Source organism: Brevundimonas sp. Root1279, from assembly GCF_001425945.1.
Classification (GTDB): Bacteria; Pseudomonadota; Alphaproteobacteria; order Caulobacterales; family Caulobacteraceae; genus Brevundimonas.
The window spans coordinates 272,533-296,509 of the sequence record NZ_LMEB01000009.1 but is presented as its reverse complement, the minus strand read 5'-3'; the positions used below and the strand labels follow the sequence as shown (position 1 = coordinate 296,509).

General features: G+C 67.9%; 24 protein-coding genes and 1 pseudogene. 13 read left to right on the top strand and 12 right to left on the bottom strand.

Annotated features, from left to right (window positions below; translation table 11 throughout):
* Positions 1-2 precede the first annotated feature (2 nt).
* Together ASC65_RS15005 and guaB are read right to left on the bottom strand one after the other, a co-directional pair.
* The gene (locus ASC65_RS15005; RefSeq protein WP_235561511.1) at positions 3-401 is read right to left on the bottom strand and encodes an MAPEG family protein; all 399 of its coding nucleotides are present in this window, start codon (positions 399-401) and stop codon (positions 3-5) included.
* Between the two features lie 20 nt (positions 402-421).
* Positions 422-1,882 carry an IMP dehydrogenase gene (guaB, locus tag ASC65_RS15000; protein ID WP_056455085.1) on the bottom strand — a complete coding sequence of 487 codons (1,461 nt, stop codon included), beginning with the start codon at positions 1,880-1,882 and terminating at the stop codon, positions 422-424.
* Between the two features lie 130 nt (positions 1,883-2,012).
* Between guaB and ASC65_RS16865 the strand changes: the two genes are divergently transcribed.
* Entirely contained in the window at positions 2,013-2,573 is a 561-nt protein-coding gene (locus tag ASC65_RS16865) for a DUF2061 domain-containing protein (protein ID WP_082526076.1), read from the top strand.
* Here ASC65_RS16865 and ASC65_RS14990 read toward each other — a convergent pair.
* A complete protein-coding gene (locus ASC65_RS14990) occupies positions 2,570-3,280 on the bottom strand; it encodes an RlmE family RNA methyltransferase (RefSeq protein WP_056455082.1) in 711 nt (236 codons plus the stop codon). The two genes, ASC65_RS16865 and ASC65_RS14990, sit on opposite strands and share 4 nt — an antisense overlap.
* A gap of 82 nt (positions 3,281-3,362) precedes the next feature.
* Between ASC65_RS14990 and ASC65_RS14985 the strand changes: the two genes are divergently transcribed.
* A complete protein-coding gene (locus tag ASC65_RS14985) occupies positions 3,363-3,824 on the top strand; it encodes a peptidylprolyl isomerase (RefSeq protein ID WP_056455079.1) in 462 nt (153 codons plus the stop codon).
* Positions 3,825-3,858: 34 nt separating this feature from the next.
* On the opposite strand, the gene rnd is transcribed toward ASC65_RS14985, so the two are convergent.
* The gene (gene rnd, locus ASC65_RS14980; protein WP_056455072.1) at positions 3,859-5,007 is read right to left on the bottom strand and encodes a ribonuclease D; all 1,149 of its coding nucleotides are present in this window, start codon (positions 5,005-5,007) and stop codon (positions 3,859-3,861) included.
* 80 nt (positions 5,008-5,087) lie between these two features.
* Here rnd and purM point away from each other — a divergent pair, with 80 nt between their 5' ends.
* The 3 genes from purM (at position 5,088) to ASC65_RS14965 (ending at position 8,900) form a co-directional block, all read left to right on the top strand.
* Complete coding sequence (gene purM, locus ASC65_RS14975) at positions 5,088-6,125, top strand: phosphoribosylformylglycinamidine cyclo-ligase (protein WP_056455069.1); 1,038 nt, start codon at positions 5,088-5,090, stop codon at positions 6,123-6,125.
* 24 nt (positions 6,126-6,149) lie between these two features.
* Complete coding sequence (gene purN / locus ASC65_RS14970; protein ID WP_056455067.1) at positions 6,150-6,743, top strand: phosphoribosylglycinamide formyltransferase; 594 nt, start codon at positions 6,150-6,152, stop codon at positions 6,741-6,743.
* Between the two features lie 87 nt (positions 6,744-6,830).
* Positions 6,831-8,900: a M13 family metallopeptidase gene (locus tag ASC65_RS14965; protein ID WP_056455064.1), complete on the top strand. Its 2,070-nt coding sequence runs from the start codon at positions 6,831-6,833 to the stop codon at positions 8,898-8,900.
* Between the two features lie 110 nt (positions 8,901-9,010).
* Here ASC65_RS14965 and ndk read toward each other — a convergent pair whose 3' ends face one another.
* The gene (gene ndk / locus ASC65_RS14960) at positions 9,011-9,430 is read right to left on the bottom strand and encodes a nucleoside-diphosphate kinase (protein ID WP_056455062.1); all 420 of its coding nucleotides are present in this window, start codon (positions 9,428-9,430) and stop codon (positions 9,011-9,013) included.
* Positions 9,431-9,575: 145 nt separating this feature from the next.
* Between ndk and ASC65_RS14955 the strand changes: the two genes are divergently transcribed.
* Both ASC65_RS14955 and ASC65_RS14950 read left to right on the top strand, forming a co-directional pair.
* Complete coding sequence (locus tag ASC65_RS14955; RefSeq protein WP_056455058.1) at positions 9,576-11,459, top strand: ABC-F family ATP-binding cassette domain-containing protein; 1,884 nt, start codon at positions 9,576-9,578, stop codon at positions 11,457-11,459.
* Positions 11,456-11,695 carry a DUF2164 domain-containing protein gene (locus ASC65_RS14950; RefSeq protein WP_056455055.1) on the top strand — a complete coding sequence of 80 codons (240 nt, stop codon included), beginning with the start codon at positions 11,456-11,458 and terminating at the stop codon, positions 11,693-11,695. The genes ASC65_RS14955 and ASC65_RS14950 overlap by 4 nt, the downstream gene beginning before the upstream one ends.
* Before the next feature lie 62 nt (positions 11,696-11,757).
* Here the strand turns inward: ASC65_RS14950 and ASC65_RS14945 are convergent, their stop codons facing one another.
* From ASC65_RS14945 to ASC65_RS14925, 5 genes are all read right to left on the bottom strand, one after another.
* Entirely contained in the window at positions 11,758-12,036 is a 279-nt protein-coding gene (locus ASC65_RS14945; RefSeq protein WP_156459694.1) for a hypothetical protein, read from the bottom strand.
* Positions 12,033-12,326, bottom strand: coding sequence for a hypothetical protein (locus tag ASC65_RS14940; RefSeq protein WP_056455052.1), 294 nt, complete (start codon positions 12,324-12,326; stop codon positions 12,033-12,035). Before ASC65_RS14940 ends, ASC65_RS14945 begins: the two co-directional genes overlap by 4 nt.
* A gap of 21 nt (positions 12,327-12,347) precedes the next feature.
* On the bottom strand, positions 12,348-12,554 hold the full coding sequence (locus ASC65_RS17785) for a hypothetical protein (protein WP_056455051.1): 207 nt from the start codon (positions 12,552-12,554) through the stop codon (positions 12,348-12,350).
* A 113-nt stretch (positions 12,555-12,667) separates the two neighbouring features.
* The gene (locus tag ASC65_RS14930; protein ID WP_056455048.1) at positions 12,668-13,129 is read right to left on the bottom strand and encodes a DNA polymerase III subunit chi; all 462 of its coding nucleotides are present in this window, start codon (positions 13,127-13,129) and stop codon (positions 12,668-12,670) included.
* Between the two features lie 31 nt (positions 13,130-13,160).
* The gene (locus tag ASC65_RS14925) at positions 13,161-14,636 is read right to left on the bottom strand and encodes a leucyl aminopeptidase (protein WP_056455042.1); all 1,476 of its coding nucleotides are present in this window, start codon (positions 14,634-14,636) and stop codon (positions 13,161-13,163) included.
* 132 nt (positions 14,637-14,768) lie between these two features.
* Here ASC65_RS14925 and ASC65_RS14920 point away from each other — a divergent pair, with 132 nt between their 5' ends.
* From ASC65_RS14920 to rsmA, 6 genes are all read left to right on the top strand, one after another.
* Positions 14,769-15,902 carry an LptF/LptG family permease gene (locus ASC65_RS14920; RefSeq protein WP_056455040.1) on the top strand — a complete coding sequence of 378 codons (1,134 nt, stop codon included), beginning with the start codon at positions 14,769-14,771 and terminating at the stop codon, positions 15,900-15,902.
* A gap of 26 nt (positions 15,903-15,928) precedes the next feature.
* Positions 15,929-17,026, top strand: coding sequence for an LPS export ABC transporter permease LptG (lptG, locus tag ASC65_RS14915; RefSeq protein ID WP_056455264.1), 1,098 nt, complete (start codon positions 15,929-15,931; stop codon positions 17,024-17,026).
* 47 nt (positions 17,027-17,073) lie between these two features.
* Positions 17,074-19,515: an LPS-assembly protein LptD gene (locus ASC65_RS14910; protein ID WP_056455036.1), complete on the top strand. Its 2,442-nt coding sequence runs from the start codon at positions 17,074-17,076 to the stop codon at positions 19,513-19,515.
* Between the two features lie 99 nt (positions 19,516-19,614).
* Positions 19,615-20,961: a peptidylprolyl isomerase gene (locus ASC65_RS14905; RefSeq protein WP_200939852.1), complete on the top strand. Its 1,347-nt coding sequence runs from the start codon at positions 19,615-19,617 to the stop codon at positions 20,959-20,961.
* Entirely contained in the window at positions 20,961-21,974 is a 1,014-nt protein-coding gene (gene pdxA, locus ASC65_RS14900; protein ID WP_056455033.1) for a 4-hydroxythreonine-4-phosphate dehydrogenase PdxA, read from the top strand. Before ASC65_RS14905 ends, pdxA begins: the two co-directional genes overlap by 1 nt.
* Positions 21,975-22,404: 430 nt before the next feature.
* Positions 22,405-23,223: a 16S rRNA (adenine(1518)-N(6)/adenine(1519)-N(6))-dimethyltransferase RsmA gene (gene rsmA, locus ASC65_RS14895; RefSeq protein WP_056455031.1), complete on the top strand. Its 819-nt coding sequence runs from the start codon at positions 22,405-22,407 to the stop codon at positions 23,221-23,223.
* Positions 23,224-23,364: 141 nt separating this feature from the next.
* On the opposite strand, the gene ASC65_RS14890 is transcribed toward rsmA, so the two are convergent.
* The gene (locus ASC65_RS14890) at positions 23,365-23,808 is read right to left on the bottom strand and encodes a hypothetical protein (RefSeq protein WP_056455029.1); all 444 of its coding nucleotides are present in this window, start codon (positions 23,806-23,808) and stop codon (positions 23,365-23,367) included.
* A gap of 54 nt (positions 23,809-23,862) precedes the next feature.
* Positions 23,863-23,976 (bottom strand): annotated as a pseudogene (locus ASC65_RS17855) (hypothetical protein); the annotation flags it as partial.
* Position 23,977: the final 1 nt, after the last annotated feature.

The window sequence follows — 23,977 nt, the reverse complement described above, 5'->3', positions numbered from 1 at the left end:
TTTCAGACAAACAGGGCGACGATGCACATCACCAGCCCGGCGGCGGCGGCGAGCCAGGCCAGGGTGCGGATATAGGGCACGCCGAAGGCGTAGAGCGGCAGGTAGATCACCCGGCCGAAGAAATAGAGGTGGGCGCCCAGGAAGGTCAGTTGCCCGTCCTTACCGGCGATATGCGCCATGATCACGGCGGCGGCGAAGATCGGCAGGGTCTCGAACAGATTGGCCTGGGCCCGCATGAGGCGGCCGGCCAGCTTGCCGGGCGGCGGGACCTCGGCATCGCGCGGTCCCGCGTTCCATTTGGCGCCGAGCTCGGCGGTGCGGGCTATGGCGGCGGCCCCGATCTGGACCAGCGCCAGGATCAGGGTGAAGGCCAGCATGATGAACTCAGGCGTCATATCCATGCCTGCCGGCCCTCCCCTTCTCAGCCCTGACGGTAGTTCGGCGCCTCGCGCGTGATCATCACGTCATGGACGTGGCTCTCCCGCAGGCCGGCTCCGGTGATGCGCACGAAGCGGGCGCGTTCCTGGAGGTCGGCGATGGTGGCGGCGCCGACATAGCCCATGGCGGCGCGCAGACCGCCGACCATCTGGTGCAGCACCGGGGCGATCGGCCCCTTGTACGGCGTCTGGCCCTCGATGCCCTCGGGGACCAGCTTGCGCGTGTCCTCGACTTCCTTCTGGAAGTAGCGGTCCGCCGAGCCGGCGCCCATGGCGCCGACCGAGCCCATGCCGCGGTACGACTTGTAGGACCGGCCCTGGTACAGGAAGACCTCGCCCGGGCTTTCGTCGGTGCCCGCGAACATCGAGCCCATCATGGCGACGGAAGCGCCCGCCGCGATGGCCTTGGCGAAGTCGCCGGAATATTTGATGCCGCCGTCGGCGATGATCGGGGCGCCGCTTTCACGAGCGGCGCGGACGGCCTCCATGATGGCGGTCAGCTGGGGCACGCCGACGCCCGCGACGATGCGGGTGGTGCAGATCGAGCCTGGGCCGATGCCGACCTTCACGGCGTCGGCGCCGGCGTCGATCAGGGCGCGCGCGGCTTCGTAGGTGGCGACGTTGCCGGCGATCACCTGCAGGCGGTTCGATTCCCGCTTCACCCGCTCGACGGCGCGCGAAACCTGGATCGAATGGCCGTGGGCGGTGTCGATGACGACCACGTCCACCCCGGCGTCGGCCAGGGCCATAGAGCGCTCGAAGCCGGCGTCGCCGACGGTGGAGGCGGCCCCGACCAGCAGGCGACCCTGCTCGTCCTTGGCGGCGTTCGGGAAGGCGTGGGCCTTCTCGATGTCCTTCATGGTGATCAGGCCGACCGCCCGATAGGCGTCGTCGACGACGATGACGCGTTCGATCTTGCGCGTGCGCAGCAGGTTCTGGGCCTCGTCGCGACCCGCGCCTTCGCGCACGGTGACCAGGTCGCCGGTCGTCATCAGCTCGGCGGCCTTGCGGTTCGGATCGGTGTCGAAGCGCATGTCGCGGTTGGTCAGGATGCCGACCAGCTTGCCCGACTTCGGATCGACCACCGGGAAGCCCGAGATCTTCTTGCGGGCGACGATGTCGCGGACCTGGCCGAGGGTCGTCTCCGGATGGATGGTCACCGGATTGATGACCATGCCGCTCTCGTAGCGCTTCACCTCACGAACCTGGTCGGCCTGTTCCTCGACCGAGAGGTTGCGGTGAAGAACACCCAGACCGCCGGCCTGGGCCATGGCGATGGCCAGTCGACTTTCAGTGACGGTGTCCATGGCGGACGAGGTCACCGGGATGTTCAGCTTGATGTCGCGGGTGAGCTTCGTCGAGACATCCGCATTGGCGGGCATGATCTCGGACGGGCCGGGTTCCAGCAAAACATCGTCGAAGGTGAGCCCTTCGCGTATCTCCATGAGGAGTCTCCGTTTTGCGGGCCGCGTATAGAGCCGGAAGGCGGGGAACCGCAAGGCCCCGTCGCGCCTATCCTCACGATAAGAACAATTGCCTTGCCTGTTGCGGCGCCGGACCCACATCTGAGGATAGATGGTAGGATTGATCATCAGCACCGCCCGACGGCTCGCGCTCAAGATCGCGAGCTATGGGGTCATGCACCTGGTTGTGGCGATCCTGGTCGCCTTCGCGATCACCCGCGATTGGCGGCTGGCGCTGGCTGTCGGGGTCGTCGAGCCCTTCTTCCAGACCATCGCCTATTCGATCCACGACCGCGTCTGGCACCGCATCGAGCGGCGGCGGATGCTGTCCAATGTCGAGGAGGCCGCCGAGGCGTTCACCGCTCGCCTGGAAGTGATGACTCCGGAGGAGCAGACCCGGGCCCATGGCCACGGCCACGGTCACCACGGCCATAGCCACGCCCTGCCCCGCTCGCTCAAACAGATCGCGCTCAAAACCGTCACCTACGGCCTGATGCATTTCACCGTGGCGGTGACGGTGGCCTTCGCCCTGACCCAGAACATCCGCCTTGCCCTGGCCATCGGCATCATCGAGCCCTTGGTCCAGACCGTCTTCTTCACCGTCCACGACCGCATCTGGACGCGGATCGAGGCCAAGAAGGCCAAGCGCGCGGCGGAACTGGCCTCCGCCTAGCGCTTGTTCAACGCCACCAGGAAGACCTCGGCGCTGTCCTTACGGCTCGAGGCGGGCTTCACATACTTCACCGTCTCAAACTCGGCGCGCAGCCGCGTCAGCACGCCGCCGGCGTCGCCGCCCTGGAAATTCTTCGACACGAAATGCCCGCCCGGCTTGAGCGTGCGGATGGCGAAGTCGGCGGCGATCTCAATCAGGGCGATGATCTTGAGGTGATCGGTCTGGCGGTGTCCGACGGTGTTGTGGGCCATGTCGGACAGGACCAGGTCAGGCGGCCCGCCCAGCAGGTCGATCATCTGTTGATCGACGCCCGGATGCGTGAAGTCGGCCTGCACCAGCTCGGCGCCGGGGATCGGCTCGATCGGCAGCAGGTCGACCCCGACCACCGCCTTGGCCCCCCGCTGAAGCGCCACCTGCACCCAGCCGCCCGGAGCCGCGCCCAGGTCGATGACCCGGCTGCCCGTCTTGATCAGGCGGAAACGATCGTCGATCTCGATCAGCTTGAAGGCGGCGCGGCTGCGCCAGCCCTCGGCGCGGGCCTTCTCGGACCATTTGTCGGACAGCTGACGCTTGATCCACTGCTGGCTGGACATCGACTTGGTGTCCGCCGTCTTCATCTTGGTGCCCATGCCACGACCGGCAGCGGTCCCGCCCGAGGGCGGACGGACCATGCGGCGGCGTTCTACGGGCTTTTCCTCGTCACTCATGCTTCCCACATAGCGGCGACGGCGATCACGGGCTATGACCCGCGCCACTTTCCCTTCCCCTTTAGTGCAAAGGACCGCGCCGATGGCCGAAACCCTGACCTTCTCCCTCGACACCGGCGACGGCGAACAACGCGACGTCGTCATCAAGCTGCGCCCCGACCTGGCCCCCGGCCACGTCGCCCGCATCACCGAGCTGGCTGAAGAAGGCTTCTACGACGGCGTGGTCTTCCACCGCGTCATCCCGGGCTTCATGGCCCAAGGCGGCGATCCGACCGGCACCGGCACCTCGGGCTCGAAGAAGCCGAACCTGAAGGCCGAGTTCTCGGCCGAGCCGCACGTCCGCGGCGTCTGCTCCATGGCCCGCACCTCGGATCCGAACAGCGCCAACAGCCAGTTCTTCATCTGCTTCGACGACGCCACCTTCCTCGACCGCCAGTACACGGTCTGGGGCGAAGTCATTGAAGGCATGGACCACGTCGACGCCCTGCCGAAGGGCGAGCCGCCCCGCAACCCGGGCAAGATCGTCAAGGCCACGGTGGCCTAAAACAAAAGGGCCGCTCGAAGGAGCGGCCCTTTTTCTATTCGATCTCGACGACCTCGACCCGCGGCCCGTTCAGGACCAGGGCGATCTCGCCGCGCTTGAGCTTGAGCGCATCCTCGCCGAACAGCTGGCGGCGCCAGCCGTGCAGGGCCTCGACCTCGGCGTTGTCGTCCAGGGCGATCTTCTCGAGGTCGGCGACGTTGGCGATCAGCTTGGTGGCCACGCCCGCGTTGTCGCTCTTGGCCTTGAGCAGGACCTTCAGCAGCTCGACCACCGACGGCGGCGCAGGCTGGTTGTGGGCGGGACGCTCCAGCTTGGGCGCGTGGGCCTCCGGATCGGCCAGCACGCGCTTGAGCTCGGCGATCAACTCCAGGCCCAGGCGCGAGGCGCCGAAGCCTTTGGGCACCGAGCGAAGGCGGTTGAAGGCGTCCGGATCGGTCGGGCCCTGGGCGGCGATCTCGTCGATGGCCTCGTCCTTGAGGATGCGGCCGCGCGGCTGGTCGCGCTCCTGGGCGGCGCGCTCGCGCCATACGGCGGCGGACACGAAGGCCGCCAGGTATTTGGCCGCGTACTTCTTGGGCTTCAGCCGCTTCCAGGCCTTTTCCGGATCGGTGTCGTAGAGGGCCGGATCGGTCAGGTCCTCCATCTCGGCCATGACCCACTCCAGGCGCCCGTCCTTGTTCAGGCGGTCACGCAGCTTGGGATACAGGGCCGCGAGGTGGGTCACGTCGCCCAGGGCGTAGACCAGCTGGGCGTCCGACAGCGGGCGGCGAGCCCAGTCAGTGAACCGGCTGCCCTTGTCGACTTCCTGACGCAGCATCTGGCGGACCAGAGCCTCGTACGAGACCTGATCGCCGAAGCCGGCGGCCATGGCGGCGACCTGGGTGTCGAACATCGGCTTGGGCATGGCGCCCAGCTTCACGAAGATTTCGACGTCCTGGCGCGCGGCGTGGAAGACCTTGAGGATCGATTCGTCGCGCAGCAGCTCGAGGAAGGGTTCGAGGTCCAGCCCTTCGGCCATCGGGTCAATGATGGCCGCATCGGTCGGCGACGCGGCCTGGATCAGGCACAGGCGCGGCCAGTAGGTCGTCTCCCGCATGAACTCGGTGTCGACCGTGATGAAGGGGGCTTGGGCCAGACGCGCGCAGAAGTCGCGCAGTGCGTCAGTGGTGGTGATCGGCGTCATTCGAGTGCTATAGCCCCGCGCAATACGGTTGTGGCAAGAGCCCCCGCATAAATCCGCCCACTGATTCAGGCCCGTGACCCATGAGCGACACCCCCGACAAGCTCCGTAATGGCCTGACCTACGCCGATGCAGGGGTCGATATCGACGCCGGCGAGATGCTGGTCGACGCGATCAAGCCACTGGCCAAATCCACCGCCCGCCCCGGTTCTGAGCCCTCGCTGGGCGGATTCGGGGCCCTGTTCGACCTCAAGGCCGCCGGCTTCGAGGACCCGCTGATCGTCACCACCACAGATGGCGTCGGCACCAAGCTGAAAATCGCCATCGAGACCGGCCGTCATGACGGCGTCGGCATCGACCTGGTGGCCATGTGCGTCAACGACCTGCTGGCCCAGGGCGCCGAGCCGCTGCTGTTCCTCGACTATTACGCCACCGGGAAGCTCGAGATCGACGCCGCCAAGCGCGTCGTCGCCGGCATCGCCGAGGGTTGCCGCCAGGCCGGCTGCGCCCTGGTGGGCGGCGAGACCGCCGAAATGCCCGGCATGTACCAGGGCGGCGACTACGACCTGGCCGGCTTCTCGCTGGGCGCCGTCGAGCGCGGCCACGCCCTGCCCTACCTCGACCGCCAGCAGGCGGGCGACATCATCATCGGCCTGGCCTCGTCTGGCCCGCATTCGAACGGCTATTCGCTCATCCGCAAGGTGGTCGAGAAGTCCGGCCTGTCATGGGGCGATGACGCGCCCTTCGCCAAGGACCGCACCCTGGCCCAGGCGCTGATGGAGCCGACCCGCATCTATGTGAAGCCGGTCCTGCCGCTGATGAAGGCCGGCTTGGTCAAGGGCGCGGCGCACATCACGGGCGGCGGCCTGATCGAGAATCCGCCGCGCTGCATCGCCGACGGCCTGCAGGCCAGCTTCGACTGGGACACCCTGGCGGTGCCCCAGGTGTTCCAGTGGCTGGGCGAAGTGGGCGGCATCTCGGACAATGAGCTGCGCCGGACCTTCAACTGCGGCATCGGCTTCATCCTGATCGTGGCCGCCGAGAACGCCGAACCGGTCCTCGCCGCCCTGCTCAACGCCGGCGAGGTCGCCTTCGTCTGCGGCCAGCTGGTAGCCGCCTAGGTCGCCTCCAGAGAGGATCGTCCGATGGTCGGATCGCCCGTCCCGCCGACGCGCGTGGCCGTTCTGATCTCCGGATCGGGATCGAACATGGCCGCCTTGATCGATGCCACAAAGGCGGATGACGCGCCCTATGAGGTGGTTCTGGTCCTCTCCAACAAGCCGGACGCCGGCGGCCTGGCCGTCGCCGAGGCCAAGGGCGTACCGACCGCCGCCGTCGACCACCGCCCGTTCGGCAAGGACCGTGAGGCCCACGAGCGGGCGATCGATGCGATCCTGATGGAGCACGGCGTCGAGGTGGTGGCCCTGGCCGGCTATATGCGGCTGTTGACGCCCTGGCTGGTGAGCCGATGGGACGGGCGAATGCTGAACATTCATCCCAGCCTGCTGCCCAAATACCCCGGCCTCGACACCCACGCCCGCGCGATCGAGGCGGGCGACACGGAAGCCGGCTGCACCGTCCATCTCGTCACCGAAGGCGTCGACGAGGGCCCGGCCCTGGGTCAAGCCGCCGTCCCGGTTCTGGCCGACGACACCCCGGCCGCGCTTGCCCAGCGTGTCCTGACCGCCGAACATCGCCTCTACCCAGAGACCCTGGCGGCCTTCTGCCGCGACAGATGAGTTTTTTGTAATCCGGGCGTTTCCCGGCGACAGCTCGTCGGGGGTGAGTCAGGGTCCCGCACGGATTTTCCGTTCTGAGGGGCGCCTATGCTCAAACTTCGTCTTACGGCCTGCGTTGCGGGCGCCGTTCTTCTCGCTGCCGCCGGCGTCGCCTCGGCCCAGACCCACGCCGCGGCGCCTGCGACCGACGCCGGCTCTGGTCGCCACGCCGAGATTGGCGGCTTCGGCTTCGACATGGCCGGCATGGACGCCGCTGTGAAGCCGGGCGACGACTTCAACCGCTACGCCAGCGGCGTCTATCTGCGCGACACGGCCATCCCCGGCGACAAGACCTCCTACGGCGTGTTCGACATGCTCTACGACCGCTCGCAGGAGAACCTTAAGGCCCTGATCGAGCAGAGCGCGGCCAATCCGACCTACAGCGCCGACGCCGCCCGCATCGGCGCCTTCTACGCCAGTTTCATGGACGAGGCGGCGGTGAACCGCCTCGGCGCGACGCCGCTGAAGGCCGATCTGGACGCCGTGCGCGCCGCCGACAGCCACGCCGAAATCGCCGAGCTTATGGGCCGGAGCCAGATGGGCTTCGGCGCCAGCCTGTTCGGCCTGGCCGTGTTCGAGGACCTCAAGGAGCCCTCCAAGAACAGCGCCTACATCTTCCAGGGCGGCATCGGCCTGCCCGACCGCGACTACTACCTGGAGCCGCAGTTCGCTGAAGCCCGGACGGCCTACCAGGCCTATGTCGCTCGCAGCCTGAGCCTGGCCGGCTGGCCGGACGCCGAAGCGGCCGCCGCCGCCGTGGTCGCCTTCGAGACCCGCATCGCGGAGCAGCACTGGACCCAGGTCCAGAGCCGACAGATCGACAAGCTGCACAACCCGATGACCCGCGCCGAGTTGGCCGCCGCCGCGCCCGGCTTCGACTGGGAGGCGTGGGCCCGCGGGGCCGGCGTGCAGAATGCGCCGGTGCTCATCGCCGGCAACAACACCGCCTTCCCGGGCATGGCCCGCGTCTTCTCCGAGACGCCGGTCGAGACCCTGCAGGCTTGGCAGGCCTTCCACGTCATTGAGCAGGCGTCGCCCTATCTGTCGCAGGACTTCGTCGACGCCAATTTCGACTTCTTCGGCAAGACCCTGAACGGTCAGCCCGAGAACCGGCCGCGCTGGAAGCGCGGCGTGCAGTTGGTCGACAACTCGCTGGGCGAAGTGCTGGGTCGCGAATATGTGGCCAAGCATTTCCCGGCCGAGTCCAAGGCCCAGATGGAGACCCTGGTCGACAATCTGCTGGCCGCCATGAAGACCCGTCTGGAGGGCCTCGACTGGATGGGCCCGGAGACTCGCGAACAGGCGCTCTACAAGCTGAGCCGCTTCGGGGTGAAGATCGGCTATCCGGACGAATGGCGCTCGTACGACGGCCTCCAGCTGAACGCCGGGGACCTGTACGGCAACGTCGAGCGCTCGACCGCCTTCGAATGGGCGTTCAACCTCGACAAGCTGTCCAAGCCGGTGAACCCGAAGGAATGGGGCATGACGCCCCAGACGGTGAACGCCTCCTACAACCCGCCGCGCAACGAGATCACCTTCCCGGCGGCGATCCTGCAGGCACCCTTCTTCGATCCGAACGCCGACCCGGCCGTGAACTACGGCGGCATCGGCGCGGTGATCGGCCATGAAGTGACCCACGGCTTCGACGACCAGGGCCGCAAGGTCGACGGCGACGGCGTGCTCCGCGACTGGTGGACCGCCGAGGACGCGGCGAAGTTCGAGGCGCGCGCCAAGGTGCTGGGCGCCCAGTATTCCGCGCTGAGCCCGTTCGCGGGCGTCAACGTCAACGGCGACCTGACGATGGGCGAAAACATCGCCGACCTGGGCGGCCTGCTGATGGCGCTGGACGCCTATCACCTGTCGCTGAACGGCCAGCCCGCCCCGGTGATCAACGGTCTGACCGGCGATCAGCGCGTCTTCCTTGGATGGGCCCAGGTCTGGCGCGAGAACATCCGTGACGAGGCCTTGCGCCAGCAGGTGACGGTCGACCCGCACGCGCCGGCCCAGTACCGGGCCGCCGTGCCGGTGCGGAACATCGACGCCTGGTACGAAGCCTTCGGCGTCAAACCGGGCGACGAGCAGTACCTCCAGCCCGGGGCCCGCGCCCGGATCTGGTAAGGCCTGAAAAGAAAACGGCCCCGGCGAGCGATCGCCGGGGCCGTCTTTCTATTGCGCCAGGCCGCGTCGGATCGACAAGGCGGAGCCTTGTGACCGCGGCCCAACAGGCGTTAGCCGACGATCTGGTCGTCCGAGAAGAACTGCTCGATTTCGATCGCGGCGTTCTCAAGCGAGTCCGAGCCGTGGACCGAGTTCTCGCCGATCGACAGGGCGAACTGCTTGCGGATGGTGCCTTCGGCGGCCTGTTCCGGGTTGGTGGCGCCCATGACTTCACGGTAGGCGGCGACGGCGTTGGGGCCTTCCAGGACCTGGACGACGACCGGCTCGGCGGTCATTTGGCCGACCAGCTCGCCGTAGAACGGGCGCTCGGCGTGGACGGCGTAGAATTTCTTGGCCTGCTCTTCCGAGAGCTTGACGCGGCGCTGGGCGACGATGCGCAGGCCGGCGCCTTCGATCACGGCATTGATGGCGCCGGTCAGGTTGCGGCGCGTGGCGTCGGGCTTGATGATCGAGAAGGTACGTTCGGTCATGGGAAGTGACTTCTTGTTTGGGAGATTGAGGGTCGCGGGCTTATAGCGGCGCCCTCCCCGCTTTCCAACCGCCTCACAATTTTGCCTCTATCGCCCGCCGAATGGCGTCCGCCGACAAGAGGCCGTTCAAGAATTCGACGTACCGATGCTGCAGATCACCGACCTGACCTTCAACGCCTGGGGACGCAAGTTCCTTGAGGACGCGTCCGTCAGCCTGCCGCCCGGCTCCAAAGTCGGCCTGGTCGGCCGCAACGGCATCGGCAAATCGACTCTGTTCAAGCTGATCCTCGGCGAACTGGCTGCTGGCGGCGACGAAATCAGCCTGCCCAAGACGGCCCGCATCGGCTCGGTGGACCAGGAACACCCGGCCACGCCCGTCAGCGTGCTGGAGACCATCCTGGAGGCCGACGAGGAGCGCCACTGCCTGCTGTCGCGGCTGGAGACGGCCGAGCCGGAGGAGATGGGCGAGATCTGGACCCGACTGATCGAGATCGACGCCGACGCCGCCCCGGCCCGCGCTGCGGAAATCCTGGTCGGCCTGGGCTTCAGCCAGGAAAACCAGCAGCGGCCGATGTCGGAATACTCCGGCGGCTGGCGGATGCGCGTGGCCCTGGCCGCCGCCCTGTTCGCCGAGCCGGACATGCTGCTGCTCGACGAACCGACCAACTACCTCGACCTGGAAGGCGCCCTGTGGCTTGAGGCTCGCCTCAAGAAATACCCGCACACGGCCCTGATCATCTCCCACGACCGCGAGATGCTGAACGAGGTCTGCACCCACATCCTGCACCTCGCGAACCACAATCTGACGCTCTACACGGGCAACTACGACCAGTTCGAGAAGGCCCGCGCCGAGAAGGCCCGGCTGCAGATGTCGGCCAAGGCCAAGCAGGACGCCGAGCGCGCCCACCTGCAGGCCTTCGTCGATCGCTTTAAGGCCAAGGCGTCCAAGGCCGCCCAGGCCCAGTCGCGCATGAAGCGGCTGGCCAAGATGGAGCCGGTCTCGACCACCATCGAAGAGCGCGTCGCCCCCTTCATCCTGCCCTCCCCGCCGCGTCCGCTGGCCCCGCCGCTGATCCGCCTGGAGCGCGCCAATGTCGGCTACGAGACCGGCCGGCCGATCCTGCGCAATCTCAACCTGCGCATGGACCTGGACGACCGCATCGGCCTGCTCGGGGTCAACGGCGCCGGCAAGTCGACCTTCGCCAAGATGATCGCCGGCGCCCTGAACGTCTCCGAGGGCGAGTTGCACCGCGACCGCAAGATGCGGGTGGGCTGGTTCCACCAGCACCAGATCGAGGCCATGGACCCGACGGACACCCCGTTGGAGATCATGCGCCGAGCCATGCCGGACGCCTCCGAAAGCAGCCGCCGTTCGAAACTGGCGCAGTGGGGACTAGGCTACGAAAAGCAGGAGACCACCGTGGCCTCCCTGTCTGGCGGCGAGCGCGCGCGCCTGTTGCTCAACCAGGTGGCCATGGACGCGCCCCACGTCCTGATCCTCGACGAACCGACCAACCACCTGGATATCGACAGCCGCCGCGCCCTGTTGGACGCGCTGAACGAATATTCGGGCGCCGTCATCCTGATCACCCACGACCGCTCGCTGATGGAAATGGTCGCCGACCGTCTGTGGCTGGCCGCCGACGGCACGGTGAAGCCCTATGACGGCGACATGGACGACTACGCCAAATTCGTCCTCGACCGCGCCAAGGCCGCCGTCTCCAAGCCCAGCCAGATCAAGGAAGAGGCCAAGGCGGACGCGCCCCAGCCGAACAAGGGCAAGAAAAACGAGAAGCGTTCGGGCCCTTCGCCCTCGACGTTGCGCCACGCGGTCAAGAAGGCTGAAGAGCGGGTCGCCGCCCTGACCGCCGAGATTGCCCGAATTGACGACGACCTGGCCAACGCCGCGGTCAGCAATCCGAAGGCGCTGGAAGGCCTCACGCGCGCTCGCGGCAAGACCCAGTCCGACCTCGAGGCCGCCGAGACCGCCTGGATGGAAGCCGAAGAAGCCCTGGCGGCCGTCGGATGAAGCCGATCGCCTTCAGCCGCGAGGAGACGGCGGCCATCACCGGCCGCCTGCAGACCTATTTCCGTGACGAGCTGGAGCTCGATCTGGGCGCGTTGCCGGCCGAGATGCTGCTCGACTTCCTGGGCCGCGAGATCGGGCCGTTCTTCTACAACCGCGGCCTCTACGACGCCCAGGCGGTGGTCGCAGCCAAGGCCGAGGACATCAGCGAGGCGATCGCAGGTCTGGAGCGCAGCTGAGCCGTCAGACTGTCCTGCCCGCCCGTCGCAGCTACAGCCGCACCCTGAGCTTCTGGCGAGGCTCAGCCGCAGTCAACGGCGGTGACCAGTCCGGTGGCCTGGTCGAACCGGATGTTCAGGCGATCGCGCTGGAAATCCTGCGTGGAGGCGCAAGTGGTGCACACCACCCGAACGTTCGAACCCGGCGGGAAATTCAGCGCGTCGGCGCGGGTGCCGATGAGGTGCCGATGCGTATCCGCGTCGCAGCGCTGCGGACTGGGCCGCGGGCTGGACGAGCCGCTGCTTCCGCAGGCGGCGAGCGTGACGGCTCCAATGGCCGCCATGGCGAGGAGCGTTTTCATCCGCAGAAGACCCTGGTGATGACATTGGTGTTCTGGTCGTAGACGACGTTCATCCGCTCTTCGTGGAAGTCCATCGTCATGGCGCAGGTGCTGCACACTACGCGCCAGTTGGCGTCAGCGGGTTTGGCCGGCAGCTCTGATCGATTGCGGCCAATGTACTGCTGATACCGGTCGGCCTTGCACTGGGCGAGACTTTCGCCGGGCGCATCCGGAGCGGGCGTGGGATCCGTCGATGAGGCGCAGGAGGCGATCAGCAGGCCGGCCGCAGCGAGGGTGAGGATGGACTTCATGGACGCGTCTCCGTTCCGACGTCAGCCGCAGCGCACCTGCTCGACCACGGACGTCTGCTCGTTGAAGAAGATATTCAGGCGGGTCGGGGAGTAGTCCTCGGTCACAGGGCAGGTCGTGCAGGTCACTCGACGGCTGACCACATCTACCGGAACGGGGATTTCGGTCTTCGGTTTCCCCACAAGCCACTGCATCTCGCCCGCGCGGCAAAGATCGGCGGTCGGATTCACGGTGGGCGTTCCAACCGGCTGATTGAGTTGGGCTTCCTCGACTGTGCGCGGCGCGGGGGCGTCGGCGGCGGGCGTCGAGGCGGCGCAGGCGGCGAGGCTCGCCGCGAGGACGATCAGGCCGCCTTTTCCCAGCGCCCCTCGGGCGACTGCTTCCAGTAGGCCAGATTGGCGTTGGCCGCCTTCAACGTCTTCCAGCGCGCGCGAGCCCCAGTGAGGGATGCCTCGTCCCGACCGTCGAAGATGATGAAGCATCGATCAAACCCTTTCGTATCGCCAAGCTCTGCGCCGTCCACGATGAACAGCGCCTGAGCGCCGTTAGGGTTCTCAAGGGATTCGGTCAGCAGGATGGGCTGGCGCCCCGGCTCGGGCTCGGACGAACGGCCGTGAGCGAGAAAGCTCTCGTCTCGCCAAGTCCATAGATGTTCGTCGAGGTCATCGAGCAGGCCCGAGGATTCGGCGCGCACAATCGCCCGCCAACCGCGCTCCCGAGTCTTCTCCAGCAGACCAGGCAGCACCTGATCCAGCGTCGAGCGCTCGAGGTGGTAGAACCAGATTTCGGGTTTGGCGTCAGACACCTAGCCCTACCCCCTCATGCAGTTGGAGCGATCAGGACTCGTAGCTGTCGGCCACCATCCGGTCGAGCGTGCGCACGCCCCAGCCGACGGCGCCGTCCGGCACGGTCGCGGACTTGCTGTCCTTGACCCAGGCGGTCGGGGCGATGTCGATGTGCGCCCACGGCGTGCCGTTGGTGAAGCGCTGCAGGAACAGAGCGGCGGTGATCGAGCCGCCGGCGCGGCCGTTGCCGGTGTTCTTCACATCAGCGATCGGGCTGTCGATGTGGCGCTCATAGGCCGCGGGGATCGGCATCCGCCAGGCATTCTCGCCGACCTTCGGAGCAGCGGCGAGGAAGTTGTTCGCCAACTCGTCGGAGTTCGAGAATACGCCTGCATACTCCAGGCCCAGAGCCACGATCATGGCGCCCGTCAGGGTGGCCAGGTCGAGCATGAATTTCGGCTTGAAGCGCTCTTGGGTGTACCAAAGGCAGTCGGCCAGGACGAGGCGTCCCTCGGCGTCGGTGTTCAGCACCTCGACCGACTGGCCCGACAGCGACATGACGATGTCGCCCGGACGCTGGGCGTTGCCGTCGGGCATGTTCTCGACCAGACCGATGACGCCGACGGCGTTGACCTTCGCCTTGCGGCCGGCCAGCGCGTGCATCAGGCCGGTGACGGCGGCCGCGCCGCCCATGTCCCACTTCATCTCCTCCATGCCTTCAGCAGGCTTGATGGAGATGCCGCCGGTGTCGAAGCAGACGCCCTTGCCGACGAAGGCGATCGGCTGGTCGCCCTTGGCGCCGCCGTTCCACTTCATGATAGCCACCTGGCTGTCGCGAACGCTGCCCTGGCCGACGGCCAGCAGGGTGCGGAAGCCGAGCTTCTCCAGCTCCTTCTCGCCAAGAATTTCGACCTCGAGGCCGAGCTTCTCGAGCCCCTTCACGCGCTTGGCGAACTCTTCCGGGTACAGGACGTTGGCCGGCTCGCTGACCAGATCGCGGCTGAACTCGACGGCCTCGGCCACGGCGGCGAGCGCCGCATACGCGGCCTCGGCGGCCTTCGGATCGGCGGCGACGATCTTGATGGTCTCGATTGACGGCGTCTTCTCCGGCTTCAGCGTGGTCCGGTATTTCAGGAAGCGGTAGCTGGCCAGTCGGGCGGCGAAGGCGGCGCGTGCGGCTTGGGCGGCCGACAGGTCTGAGGCGTCGATGGTCAGCGCGGTCGCGCCCGACATCTTCACGGCGTGATAGGCGGCGCCGGCGGCGGCTTCGAGCGCGAGATCGTCAAATTTGGCTGGATCGCCCGCGCCGGTCAGGACGACGGCGGCGGCGTCGACGCCCGCGGGGGCGGCGACCAGCAGGGTGCTGTTGGAACCGCCGGTGAAGCGGCTGGCGGTCATGGCCTTGGTCAGGGCGCCGGAGGTCGCGGCGTCAACGTGTTGACCCGAGCTCAGGAAAGCGCGGCCCTCATGCACCAGAACGGCCAGAACCTCAGCGGCGCTAGCAGACGCGACGAACTCGATCTTCATTTACTGCTCCCGCCCGGTGGAAGTCCCGAGCTTGTGGATCTGGGAATGGTCGCGCGGTTTCACCGGCGCGAACGGGTGTGTATTAGATGCTCTCCCTCGCCGCCACCTGCAACGGGCTATTTCCTGCCGCGTATGACGCTGATTCAAGGCTATCTATTCCGCCAGATTGCGCGCCCCGTCGTCGGGGCGTGCGCCGCGCTGGCCGGAATCGGCATCCTCAGCCAGAGCCTCGACCAGCTCGAGGTGATCGTCGAACGGGGTCAGAGCATCTGGGTCATGATCAAGCTGACGCTGCTGGCGGTGCCGCAGTTGTTGGCCGTCATCATTCCCATCGGCCTGTTTGTAGGGGCCCTGATGGGCCTGACCCGGCTGCAACGCGAACAGGAGCTCACGGCGGTGTTCGCCTCGGGCGTGACGCGCTGGTCAGCGATTCGGCCGGCGGTGCGGATCGCCTTCATCGCCGCGCTGTTGACCCTGGCCATCACCACGACCCTGCAGCCGTGGGCGCAGCGCCAGGCGCGCGTCGAAGCCTTCGCTGTGAGGACCGATCTGGCCGCCCTTCTGGTCGAGGAGGGCCGCTTCGTGCAGGGGCCCGACGGTCTGACCGTCTATGTCCAGCAGATCGAACAGAACGGCCTTCTGAAGAACCTCTTCGTGTACATTCAGAAGGGCGACGAAGTGACCACCTGGGACGCCGCGGAAGCCCGCTTCGGACGCGTCGACGGCCTACCCACGCTGGATCTGCTGAACGGCTCACGCCAGAGCTATTCGTCGCGGGGCGTGCTGGAGTTCACCTCCTTCGACCGGACGGTCGTGGATCTGTCGCCCTATACCGACATCACCGAAGAGGTCCGCTACAAGCCGTCGGACCTGTATCTGACCCAGCTGTTTAATCCGTCGCCGCGCGAACTGGACTCGGTCGGTTCCGCGGGCGAGCTGCTGGCCGAAGCCCACTCCCGATTGTCCGCTCCGCTGTACGCCCTGCTGGCCATGGCCATGGCGCTGTCGGCGATCATGGGCGGCCAGTTCAGCCGCACCGGCTACACCTTGCGGATCGCCAAGGCGGCGGGCGCCTTCCTGATCGTGCGCATCATCGGCTACGGCATCGTCGCCGCCAGCGCCTGGAACGCCTGGGTCAACGTCTTCCAGTACCTCCTTCCGATCGTCGCCACCGTGATCGCGATGCGATTGCTGTTCCGCGCCCTGAAGCCTCGTCGCCGCCGGAGCTGGCCGGCCTATGAGCGACTGAAGGCGAGGTTCGCGTGAGCCTGTTCGCCGCCCTGCCCTCCTGGATGCGACTGGGCCGTATCGAACGCTATGTGCTGGTCCAGCAGGCGCGCTCGCTGGCCGTGGCCCTGGGGGTCATCGCCGCCCTGATCATGCTCATCGACTTCGTCGAGATTTCGCGCGGCGTCGGCTCTGACGTCGATCTCTCGGCGGTCCGCATCCTGGGCCTGATGCTGCTGAAGTCGCCTCAGGTGATCCTGCAACTGCTGCCCTTCGTCTTCCTGTTCGGCACGCTGGCGGCCTTCGTCGGCCTGAACCGCCACAGCGAGCTGATCGCCATGCGCGCGGCCGGGGTCTCGGCCTGGCGCTTCGTGCTGCCGGCGGCCGGCGCGGCCTTCCTGTTCGGCATCATCACGGTGACCGCCCTGGGTCCCCTCGCCGCCTCCGCAGACGGTCTGTTCCAGCGAGAACGCGCCCGGCTGTCCGGATCCGCTGCGTCCGGCAGGGCGCCGGAGGCGGTCTGGATCCGCGAAGGCGATGACACCCGCCAGATGGTCATCCGCGCCGAACGGCAGGATCCGGCCAACGCCCGCCTGCTGGGCGTCTCCTTCTTCATCTACACCAACGACGAAGACGGCCGCCGCACCTTCGCCGAGCGGATTGACGCGGCCGAAGCCTCGCTGAACGCCGGCCGGTGGCGGCTGGTCGACGCGGTCGGGGCCCGCATCGGCCAACGGGCGGTGCGCTACTCGACCCTCGACCTGCGTTCCAGCCTCGCCGACAAGGAAGCCTTCGAGCGCTTCGCCCGGCCCCAGTCGACGCCCTTCTGGTCGCTGCCGGCGCAGATCGCCCGAGTCGACGCCGCCGGCTTTTCGACCACCGCCTATCGGCTGAGGCTCCAACAACTGCTGGCGACGCCGCTGATGTTCGCAGCGATGTCCATCCTGGCGGCCGCCTTCTCGCTGCGACTGATGCGCCTAGGCGATCTTGCGCGCATGAGCGCGGCGGCCGTTGTGCTCGGTTTCGGCTTCTTCTTCGTCAACCAGGCCGCCTCGGCCTTCGGTTCGGCGGAAGTGATCCCGCCGTGGCTGGCGGCCTGGTTGCCGCCCTTGCTCACCGCCCTCGCCGCCTTCACCTTGCTGTTCTATACCGAAGACGGCTAAGCGGATCACTGACTTAGCCCCCACCGCCGACCTTCGAGTGAGACTGAATGCAGCGTGACCGCCGCGTCCATACGGGAGCCCTGCGCCTTCGCCTGCTGGCTGGGGCGGCCGCGGTGGCCCTCATCTCGAGCGGCGGCGCGGCGCTCGCGCAGGAGGTTCCGGCCGAACCCGCCTCCGAATCCGCGCAGGTCCCGGGGCCAGATGGCCTGCCGCCCGGCGGCGTCTATCTGGACGCGGAAACCGTCACCCGCGACGGCGACGTGGTTTCCGCGTCCAGCACCCAGGACCGCGTGCTGGCCCGTTTCCGTCAGACCACCCTTCGCGCCGGCCAGGTCACCTACGATCTCGCCAACGAGGTCGCCACGGCGGACGACCGCGTCGAGTTCAAGGACGCTGACGGCAATACCGTCTTCGCCAGTCACCTCGAGCTTCAGTCCGACCTGAGGGCCGGTGTCGCCGTCGACTTCGCGACCCGCTTCAGCAACGGCGCCAGCCTGATGGCGGCGACGGCCGTACGTCGGTCGGAAAACGTCAACGAGCTGAATTTCGCGCTTTTCTCGCCCTGCCCGATCTGCGACGAGGAGGGCAACCCGAAGGAGCCGAGCATCGCCGTCCAGGCGGAGAAGGTGGTGCAGGACCATGATTTGCGCGCCATTCTCTACCGCAACGCCGTCTTCCGGGTTGGCGGCGTGCCCGTCTTCTACCTGCCGTGGTTCGCCCATCCCGATCCTTCGGTCGAGCGCGCCTCTGGGTTCCTGATCCCGATCCCCAGCTATGACGAAGGCCGCGGCATCAGCCTGGAGCTGCCGTACCTCGTGGTCGTCTCGGCGTCCGAGGATTGGCTGATCAGTCCGCAGATCAACACGGACGTCGCGCCATTCCTGAACCTGCAGTGGCGACGGCGCTTCAGCGACGGCACGATCGTGCTCCGCGGCGGATACACCTACGAGCGCAATTTCGGCGACTTCGACCCGGACGGCGAATGCGACATCGATTGCGACATCCAGAAGAACATCCGGTTCGGGGACGCGACCAGCCGCAGCTACTTCCTCGGCTACGGACGATTCGATCCTGAAGGCCCCTGGCGCTGGGGCTTCACGGCCGAGCGGACCTCCGACAAGACCCTGTTCGACCGCTACGACATCCAGGATCCCTACCAGGACAACGGCCTCTACTACGGCGACCAGCGGCGGCTGATTTCTCAGATCTACGCCGAGCGCCAAACCGAACGGTCCTACTTCTCGATGGCGGCCTTCACCCTGCAGAGCCTGCGGGTGAAGGAGTTCAGCACGATCACACCGGCCCTCAACGAGTTCGAGGCCGACGGCGACCTGCCGGTCGTCGCGCCGCTGATCGATGCGCGTTGGGAGCCGGATCATCCGGTGTTCGGCGGCCGTCTGAGACTGCGCGGCTCGGCGGTGGCCCTCGCCCGCGACAACTATGTCGGCGCCCCCGTGCTGCGCTCGGAGATCCTGCCGCCGGGACCGACCGACGGCCTTCCGGGCGTCGACAGCCGCCGTGTCACCGGTCAACTCGACTGGCGCCGGACGATGATCTCGGCCGCCGGGGTCCGCTTGGAGCCCTTCATCGACCTGCGCACCGACCTCTATTCGATCGGCGACCTTCCCCCCGGGCTGGGCGTCGAGGAGGACTCCGTCGCCCGCGGTCGCGCCACTGCAGGCGTCGACGTCAGCTATCCGCTGATCCGTCGGTTCGGCGCGAGCGATCTGATCCTGGAGCCCATGGCCCAGCTGTCTTACTCGACCGACTCGGACCTGGACCCGCACGTTCCGAACGAAGACAGCGAGATCATCGAACTCGACGAGAGCTCGTTGTTCCGGGTGGATCGCTTCCCCGGGTACGACCTCTACGAAGGCGGCCTGCGCCTCACCGCCGGCGCCCGCGCCACCCTGCGCTGGGACGAGGGCCGTCAGGCCAGCCTGTTCGTGGGCCGCAGCCTCCGCGCCAATGAAGAGCCGGCTTTCCGAGTGCCGACGCCCGACGATCCGGCGAAACTCTATGATCCCACCGGCCTGGCCTCCGAGACATCCGACTGGGTTGTGCAGGGCACCTTCTCGCCGTCGGACCACGTCCGCGGTTGGGGCCACGCCACCGTTGATTCCGCTGGCGAACTGCGTCGCGCCGAGCTGGCCGTCGACGGCCGTTGGGGTCGGCGCAATCTCGGTACGGTGAGCTACATTCTCGACCGCTCGAATCCGCAGGCGGGCCCGAACAACCGCAACTACGAATTCCTTCAGGTATCGGGCCAGCAGTTCGTCTACGGCAACTGGGGTGTCGCGGTCACCGGCATTGCGGACCTGGAGCGGGACATCATCACGCGCTCCGAAATCGGCCTGCTGTTCGACGACGACTGCTTCCGTTTCGAGCTGGGGTGGCAGCGCGACAACACCAGCGTAAGACCATCCGGCCCGTCGGAAGGTCCTTATGTGCGCCTAACCCTCGCCACTTTCGGCAGTACAGGATATTGACGGGGCGACGGGCGCCGGCGGACCCAGGTTCACGGCTGCCTGCGGGGAGTCGTGGCGGGTACCATAGGGTGCGGCGCTGCTTGAGGAATCAGGACTGACATGCGTTTTCAGCGTTACATGACGGGCGCCGCCCTTGCGGCCCTCCTGGCCGGTTCGGCCATGGCCCAGACCGCGCCACAACAACCGGCTGCGGCGGGTACGCTGAATCCTGCGGCGGAACAGGCCCCGGCCGCCGCACCGCAGGCGGCCCCGCAGTTCCAGATGGCCGACGGCGTTCTGGCCACGGTCAACGACAGCGTCATCACCGGCTATGACCTGCGCCAGCGCATGCTTCTGCTGATCGCCATGACCCAGGTCCAGCCGACCCAGGAAAACCTGCCGGCCATCCAGCAGGAGGCGCTGAACGCCCTGATCGACGAGCGCCTGCAGATCCAGGAACTGGCCAACTACGAAGACCTCCGCGTCTCCGACGAAGAGGTGAACCAGGAAATCTCCGCCATGGCCCAGGAGGCCGGCACCACTGCCGAGGCCTACCTCGCCTTCCTGCAGCAGGGCGGCATCCGCCCGGCGACCCTTCGCGAGCAGATCCGTACCCAGATCGGCTGGCAACAGCTGGTCGGCGGCCGCTTCCAGAGCCGCGCCCGCGTCAGCAAGGGCGCCGTTGACGCCGCCATGCGTCAGATGTCCGAGGCCGCGTCGAAAAAGCAGTACCTCATCGGCGAGATCTACATCGACGCCAACCGCGTCGGCGGCCAGCAGGCGGCCATGAACGGCGCCAACCAACTGGTTCAGCAGATGGTCCAGGGCGCGCCCTTCCAAGCCGTCGCCCAACAGTTCTCCTCGGCCCCGTCCGCCCCGCGCGGCGGCGACGCCGGCTGGGTTGTCGAAGGCACTGTCCACCCGACCCTGCAAGCCGCCATGGACCAGCTCGGCGTCGGGCAGCTGTCGCGGCCGATTCCGGTCGAGGGCGGCGTCTACATCGTTTACATGCGGGATAAGCGCGAAGGGGCGGCGACGAGCCTGGTTTCGCTGAAGCAGATCATGGTCGAGCTGCCGGAGGGCGCGACGGAGGCTCAGGTGCAGGCGGCCAGCCAGCGGCTCGAGTCGATCCAGCCGCAGCTGACCTGCGACAACATCCTGACCCGCGCCACCTCGGAGCAGGGGCTGCTCGGCGCAGACCTGGGCGAATCGGACGTCCAGAACCTGGCGCCGCAGTTCCAGCAGGTCGCCCGCTCGGCCGAAATCGGCACGGTCAGCTCTCCCGTGCGCACCCCGCTGGGCCTGCACCTGCTGGCCGTCTGCGGACGCCGCGCCGGCGGCATCCAGGCCCCCGACGCCCGCGCGGTCGAGAACAACCTGTTCCGCCAGAACCTCGCCACCCTGGGCCGCCGCTACATGCGCGACCTGCGCGACGACGCCCTGATCGAGTACAAGGCCGGCCAGTAATGACCGACCGGCCCGCCCCGCCGCTGGCCCTGACCCTGGGCGAGCCGGCGGGCGTGGGCCCCGAGATCACGGCCAAGGCCTGGCAGGCCCTGCGCGCCGACGTCGCCTCCACCCCGCCCTTTGTGGTCCTCGGCGACGCAGCCCTGCTGCGCGCCCAGGGCGTCCCGGTGCAGACCGTCCCTTCGCCGGCCGAGGCCGCAGCGGTCTTCGCCCGCGCCCTGCCCGTCCTCGACCAGCCCCTGCCCGCCCCGGTCCAGCCCGGCCGCCCCGACCCGGCCAACGCCGCCGCCGTCGCCGACTGGATCGAACAGGCGGTCAACCTGACCGTGGCCGGCGAGACCTGCGGCGTGGTCACCGCCCCCATCGCCAAGGCCCCGCTCTACGCCGCCGGCTTCCGCTTCCCCGGCCACACCGAGTTCATCGCCGAACTGACCGCCGACGTCCCCTTCAGGGGGACCCGCGGGCCGGTGATGATGCTGACCGCCAAGGACCTGCGGGCCTGCCTGGTGACCATCCATGCGCCGCTGGCCGAGGTCCCGGACCTGATCACCGCCGAGCGCGTCCAGCGCACCGCCCGCGTCGTCCATGAGGCCCTGCGCCGCGACTTCGGCATCGCCCGCCCGCGTCTGGCCCTGGCGGCGCTGAACCCGCACGCCGGCGAGAGCGGATCCATCGGCCTGCAGGAGATCGAGGTGCTGATCCCGGCCGCCCGGGCCCTGCGCGACGAAGGCCTGGACATCACCGACCCCCTGCCCGCCGACACCCTGTTCCACGACGAGGCCCGCGCCCGCTACGACGCCCACATCTGCCTCTATCACGACCAGGCCCTGATCCCGGTGAAGACCCTCGACTTCTGGGGCGGCGTCAACGCCACCCTGGGCCTGCCGATCGTGCGGACCTCGCCCGACCACGGCACGGGCTTCGACATCGCGGGCAAGGGCCTGGCCCGGCCGGACAGCCTGATCGCCGCGATCCGTCTGGCGGGCGAGATGGCGCGAGCACGGGCAGGATAGCGGCGGCGATCGACGCCTCCGGCCTGCCGGCGAGTGCGGACGCTGACCCCTTGCTGGTTCGTCACGAAGGACGCGAAGGTCTCACGAAGATCACGAAGAGAGCGCGGCCGCCGCTACGCTCAGGCCTTCAGACTGGCCCGCGCGATTTGATCGGGCGCGAAGCGCCCAAGAAAGCCCGCCGAACCTCCGGCTCAGGCTTGAAGGCTTAAGCACCGGCCCCGTTGCGCCCTTCGTGTGACCTTCGTGTCCTTTGTGACGAACCATGTCTGTCGGACGCCCAGCGCTGGCCCTCCCCTCGCCCCTCCACTGCTTGCTGCTTCGCCCCTCCACCGCTTGACTACTTCGCGCCGCCCTGCGGGTCGCGGTCCCCCTCCCCATTGCTTTGCAACGGGGAGGAGACGAAGGCGGCGCGCTCCCCTATGACACCCCGGTGACCTCCTCCGACCTGCCCTCCCTGCGTGAAACGCTCGACGCCCATGGGCTGTCGGCGAAGAAGAGCTTCGGCCAGCATTTCCTGTTGGACCTGAACGTGACCCGCAAGATCGTCCGCCTGGCCGGGCCGTTCGAGGGCCGGGCGGTGATCGAGGTCGGGCCCGGGCCCGGCGGGCTGACGCGGGCGCTGCTGGAGAGCGACGCCGGGCCGGTCGTGCTGGTCGAGAAGGACCCGCGCTTCGTGCCGCTGCTGGAAGAACTGAATGATGGCTCCGGGCGGCTGACCATCGTCCAGGCCGACGCGCTGAAGGTGCGCGAGGCCGAGCTGGTCGAGGGGCCCGCGCACCTGGTCTCCAACCTGCCCTACAACGTCGGCACCGCCCTGCTGATCAAATGGCTGACCGGGCCGTGGCTGCCCCACGCCCTGACCCTGATGTTCCAGAAGGAGGTCGCCGAGCGCGTCGTGGCGGCGCCGGGCGACGACGCCTACGGCCGGCTGGCGGTGATCAGCCAGGCGGTGTGCGACGCCCGCATCGTCATGCACCTGCCCGCCGCCGCCTTCACCCCGCCGCCCAAGGTGGCCTCGGCGGTCGTCCACCTGGTCCCGAAGGCGCAGCGGCCGCCGGCGGAGATGCTGAAGAAGCTGGAGCGGGTGACCGCCGCCGCCTTCGGGCAGCGGCGCAAGATGCTGAGGTCGAGCCTCAAGCCGCTGGGCGGCGCGGCGCTGTGCGAGAAGGCCGGGATCAGCCCGGAGGACCGGGCCGAGGTGATCGACCTGGCGGGGTTCCTGCGGCTGGCGGGGGCGTTGGAAGGCTAGGGTCGGAGGTTCAGGGTCTGCCTGGCCATAGAGACCCCTCTGGGCCGGAGGTCGGCCCTGCGCCAGGAGCGGACAACAATCACCCGCCCATTCCGAAGGGTCGCGCCCGGGCCCCGCCGCAGCGGGACCCGGGCGTCGATCTCAGCTCAGCCAGTCGTGGTCGAACACCGCCGCCCGGGCGTGGTCTTGGGCGAGCGACCAAGCGCCGTCGTAGTGGGCCAGCTGCGCCTCGAGGCCGATGAACAACCGATCGGCGAGGCCCGACGGGACGTCGAAGCCGTCGAAGGCCTTGGCCGCGTCGAGGCCCGGCAGGACTTGCGTGTGGTCCGACGCCAGCGCCGGCAGGACGAAGGAATCCGCATCGGCCGCCATCAGCGGGCTGACCTCCGGACCGCCCTTGCCCTCGGCCTCGCCGATCGAAGCCGCCACCGGCGGATAGCTGAGCGTGCGCACGGCGTTGTTCGACCAGCGGATCACCTCGATGGAGGTGACGAAAGTCGAGCCGTCGCGACCAGCGACCTTGTCGACGATGCGGTAGCCTGCGCCCTCGACGGTGACGGTGTAGTCCGCCGCAAGGCCACGCATCTGGATCTCGTCCTTGCCGAGCCCGCCGTTGATCGTGTCGCTGCCGCCGCGGCCGCGCAGGATGTCGTTGCCGTTCCCGCCGGTGATGATGTTGTCCAGCGCATTGCCGGTGCCGACGAAGGTGCCCGTGCCACCGACGTAGAGCAGGTTCTCGATATTGGCGCCCATG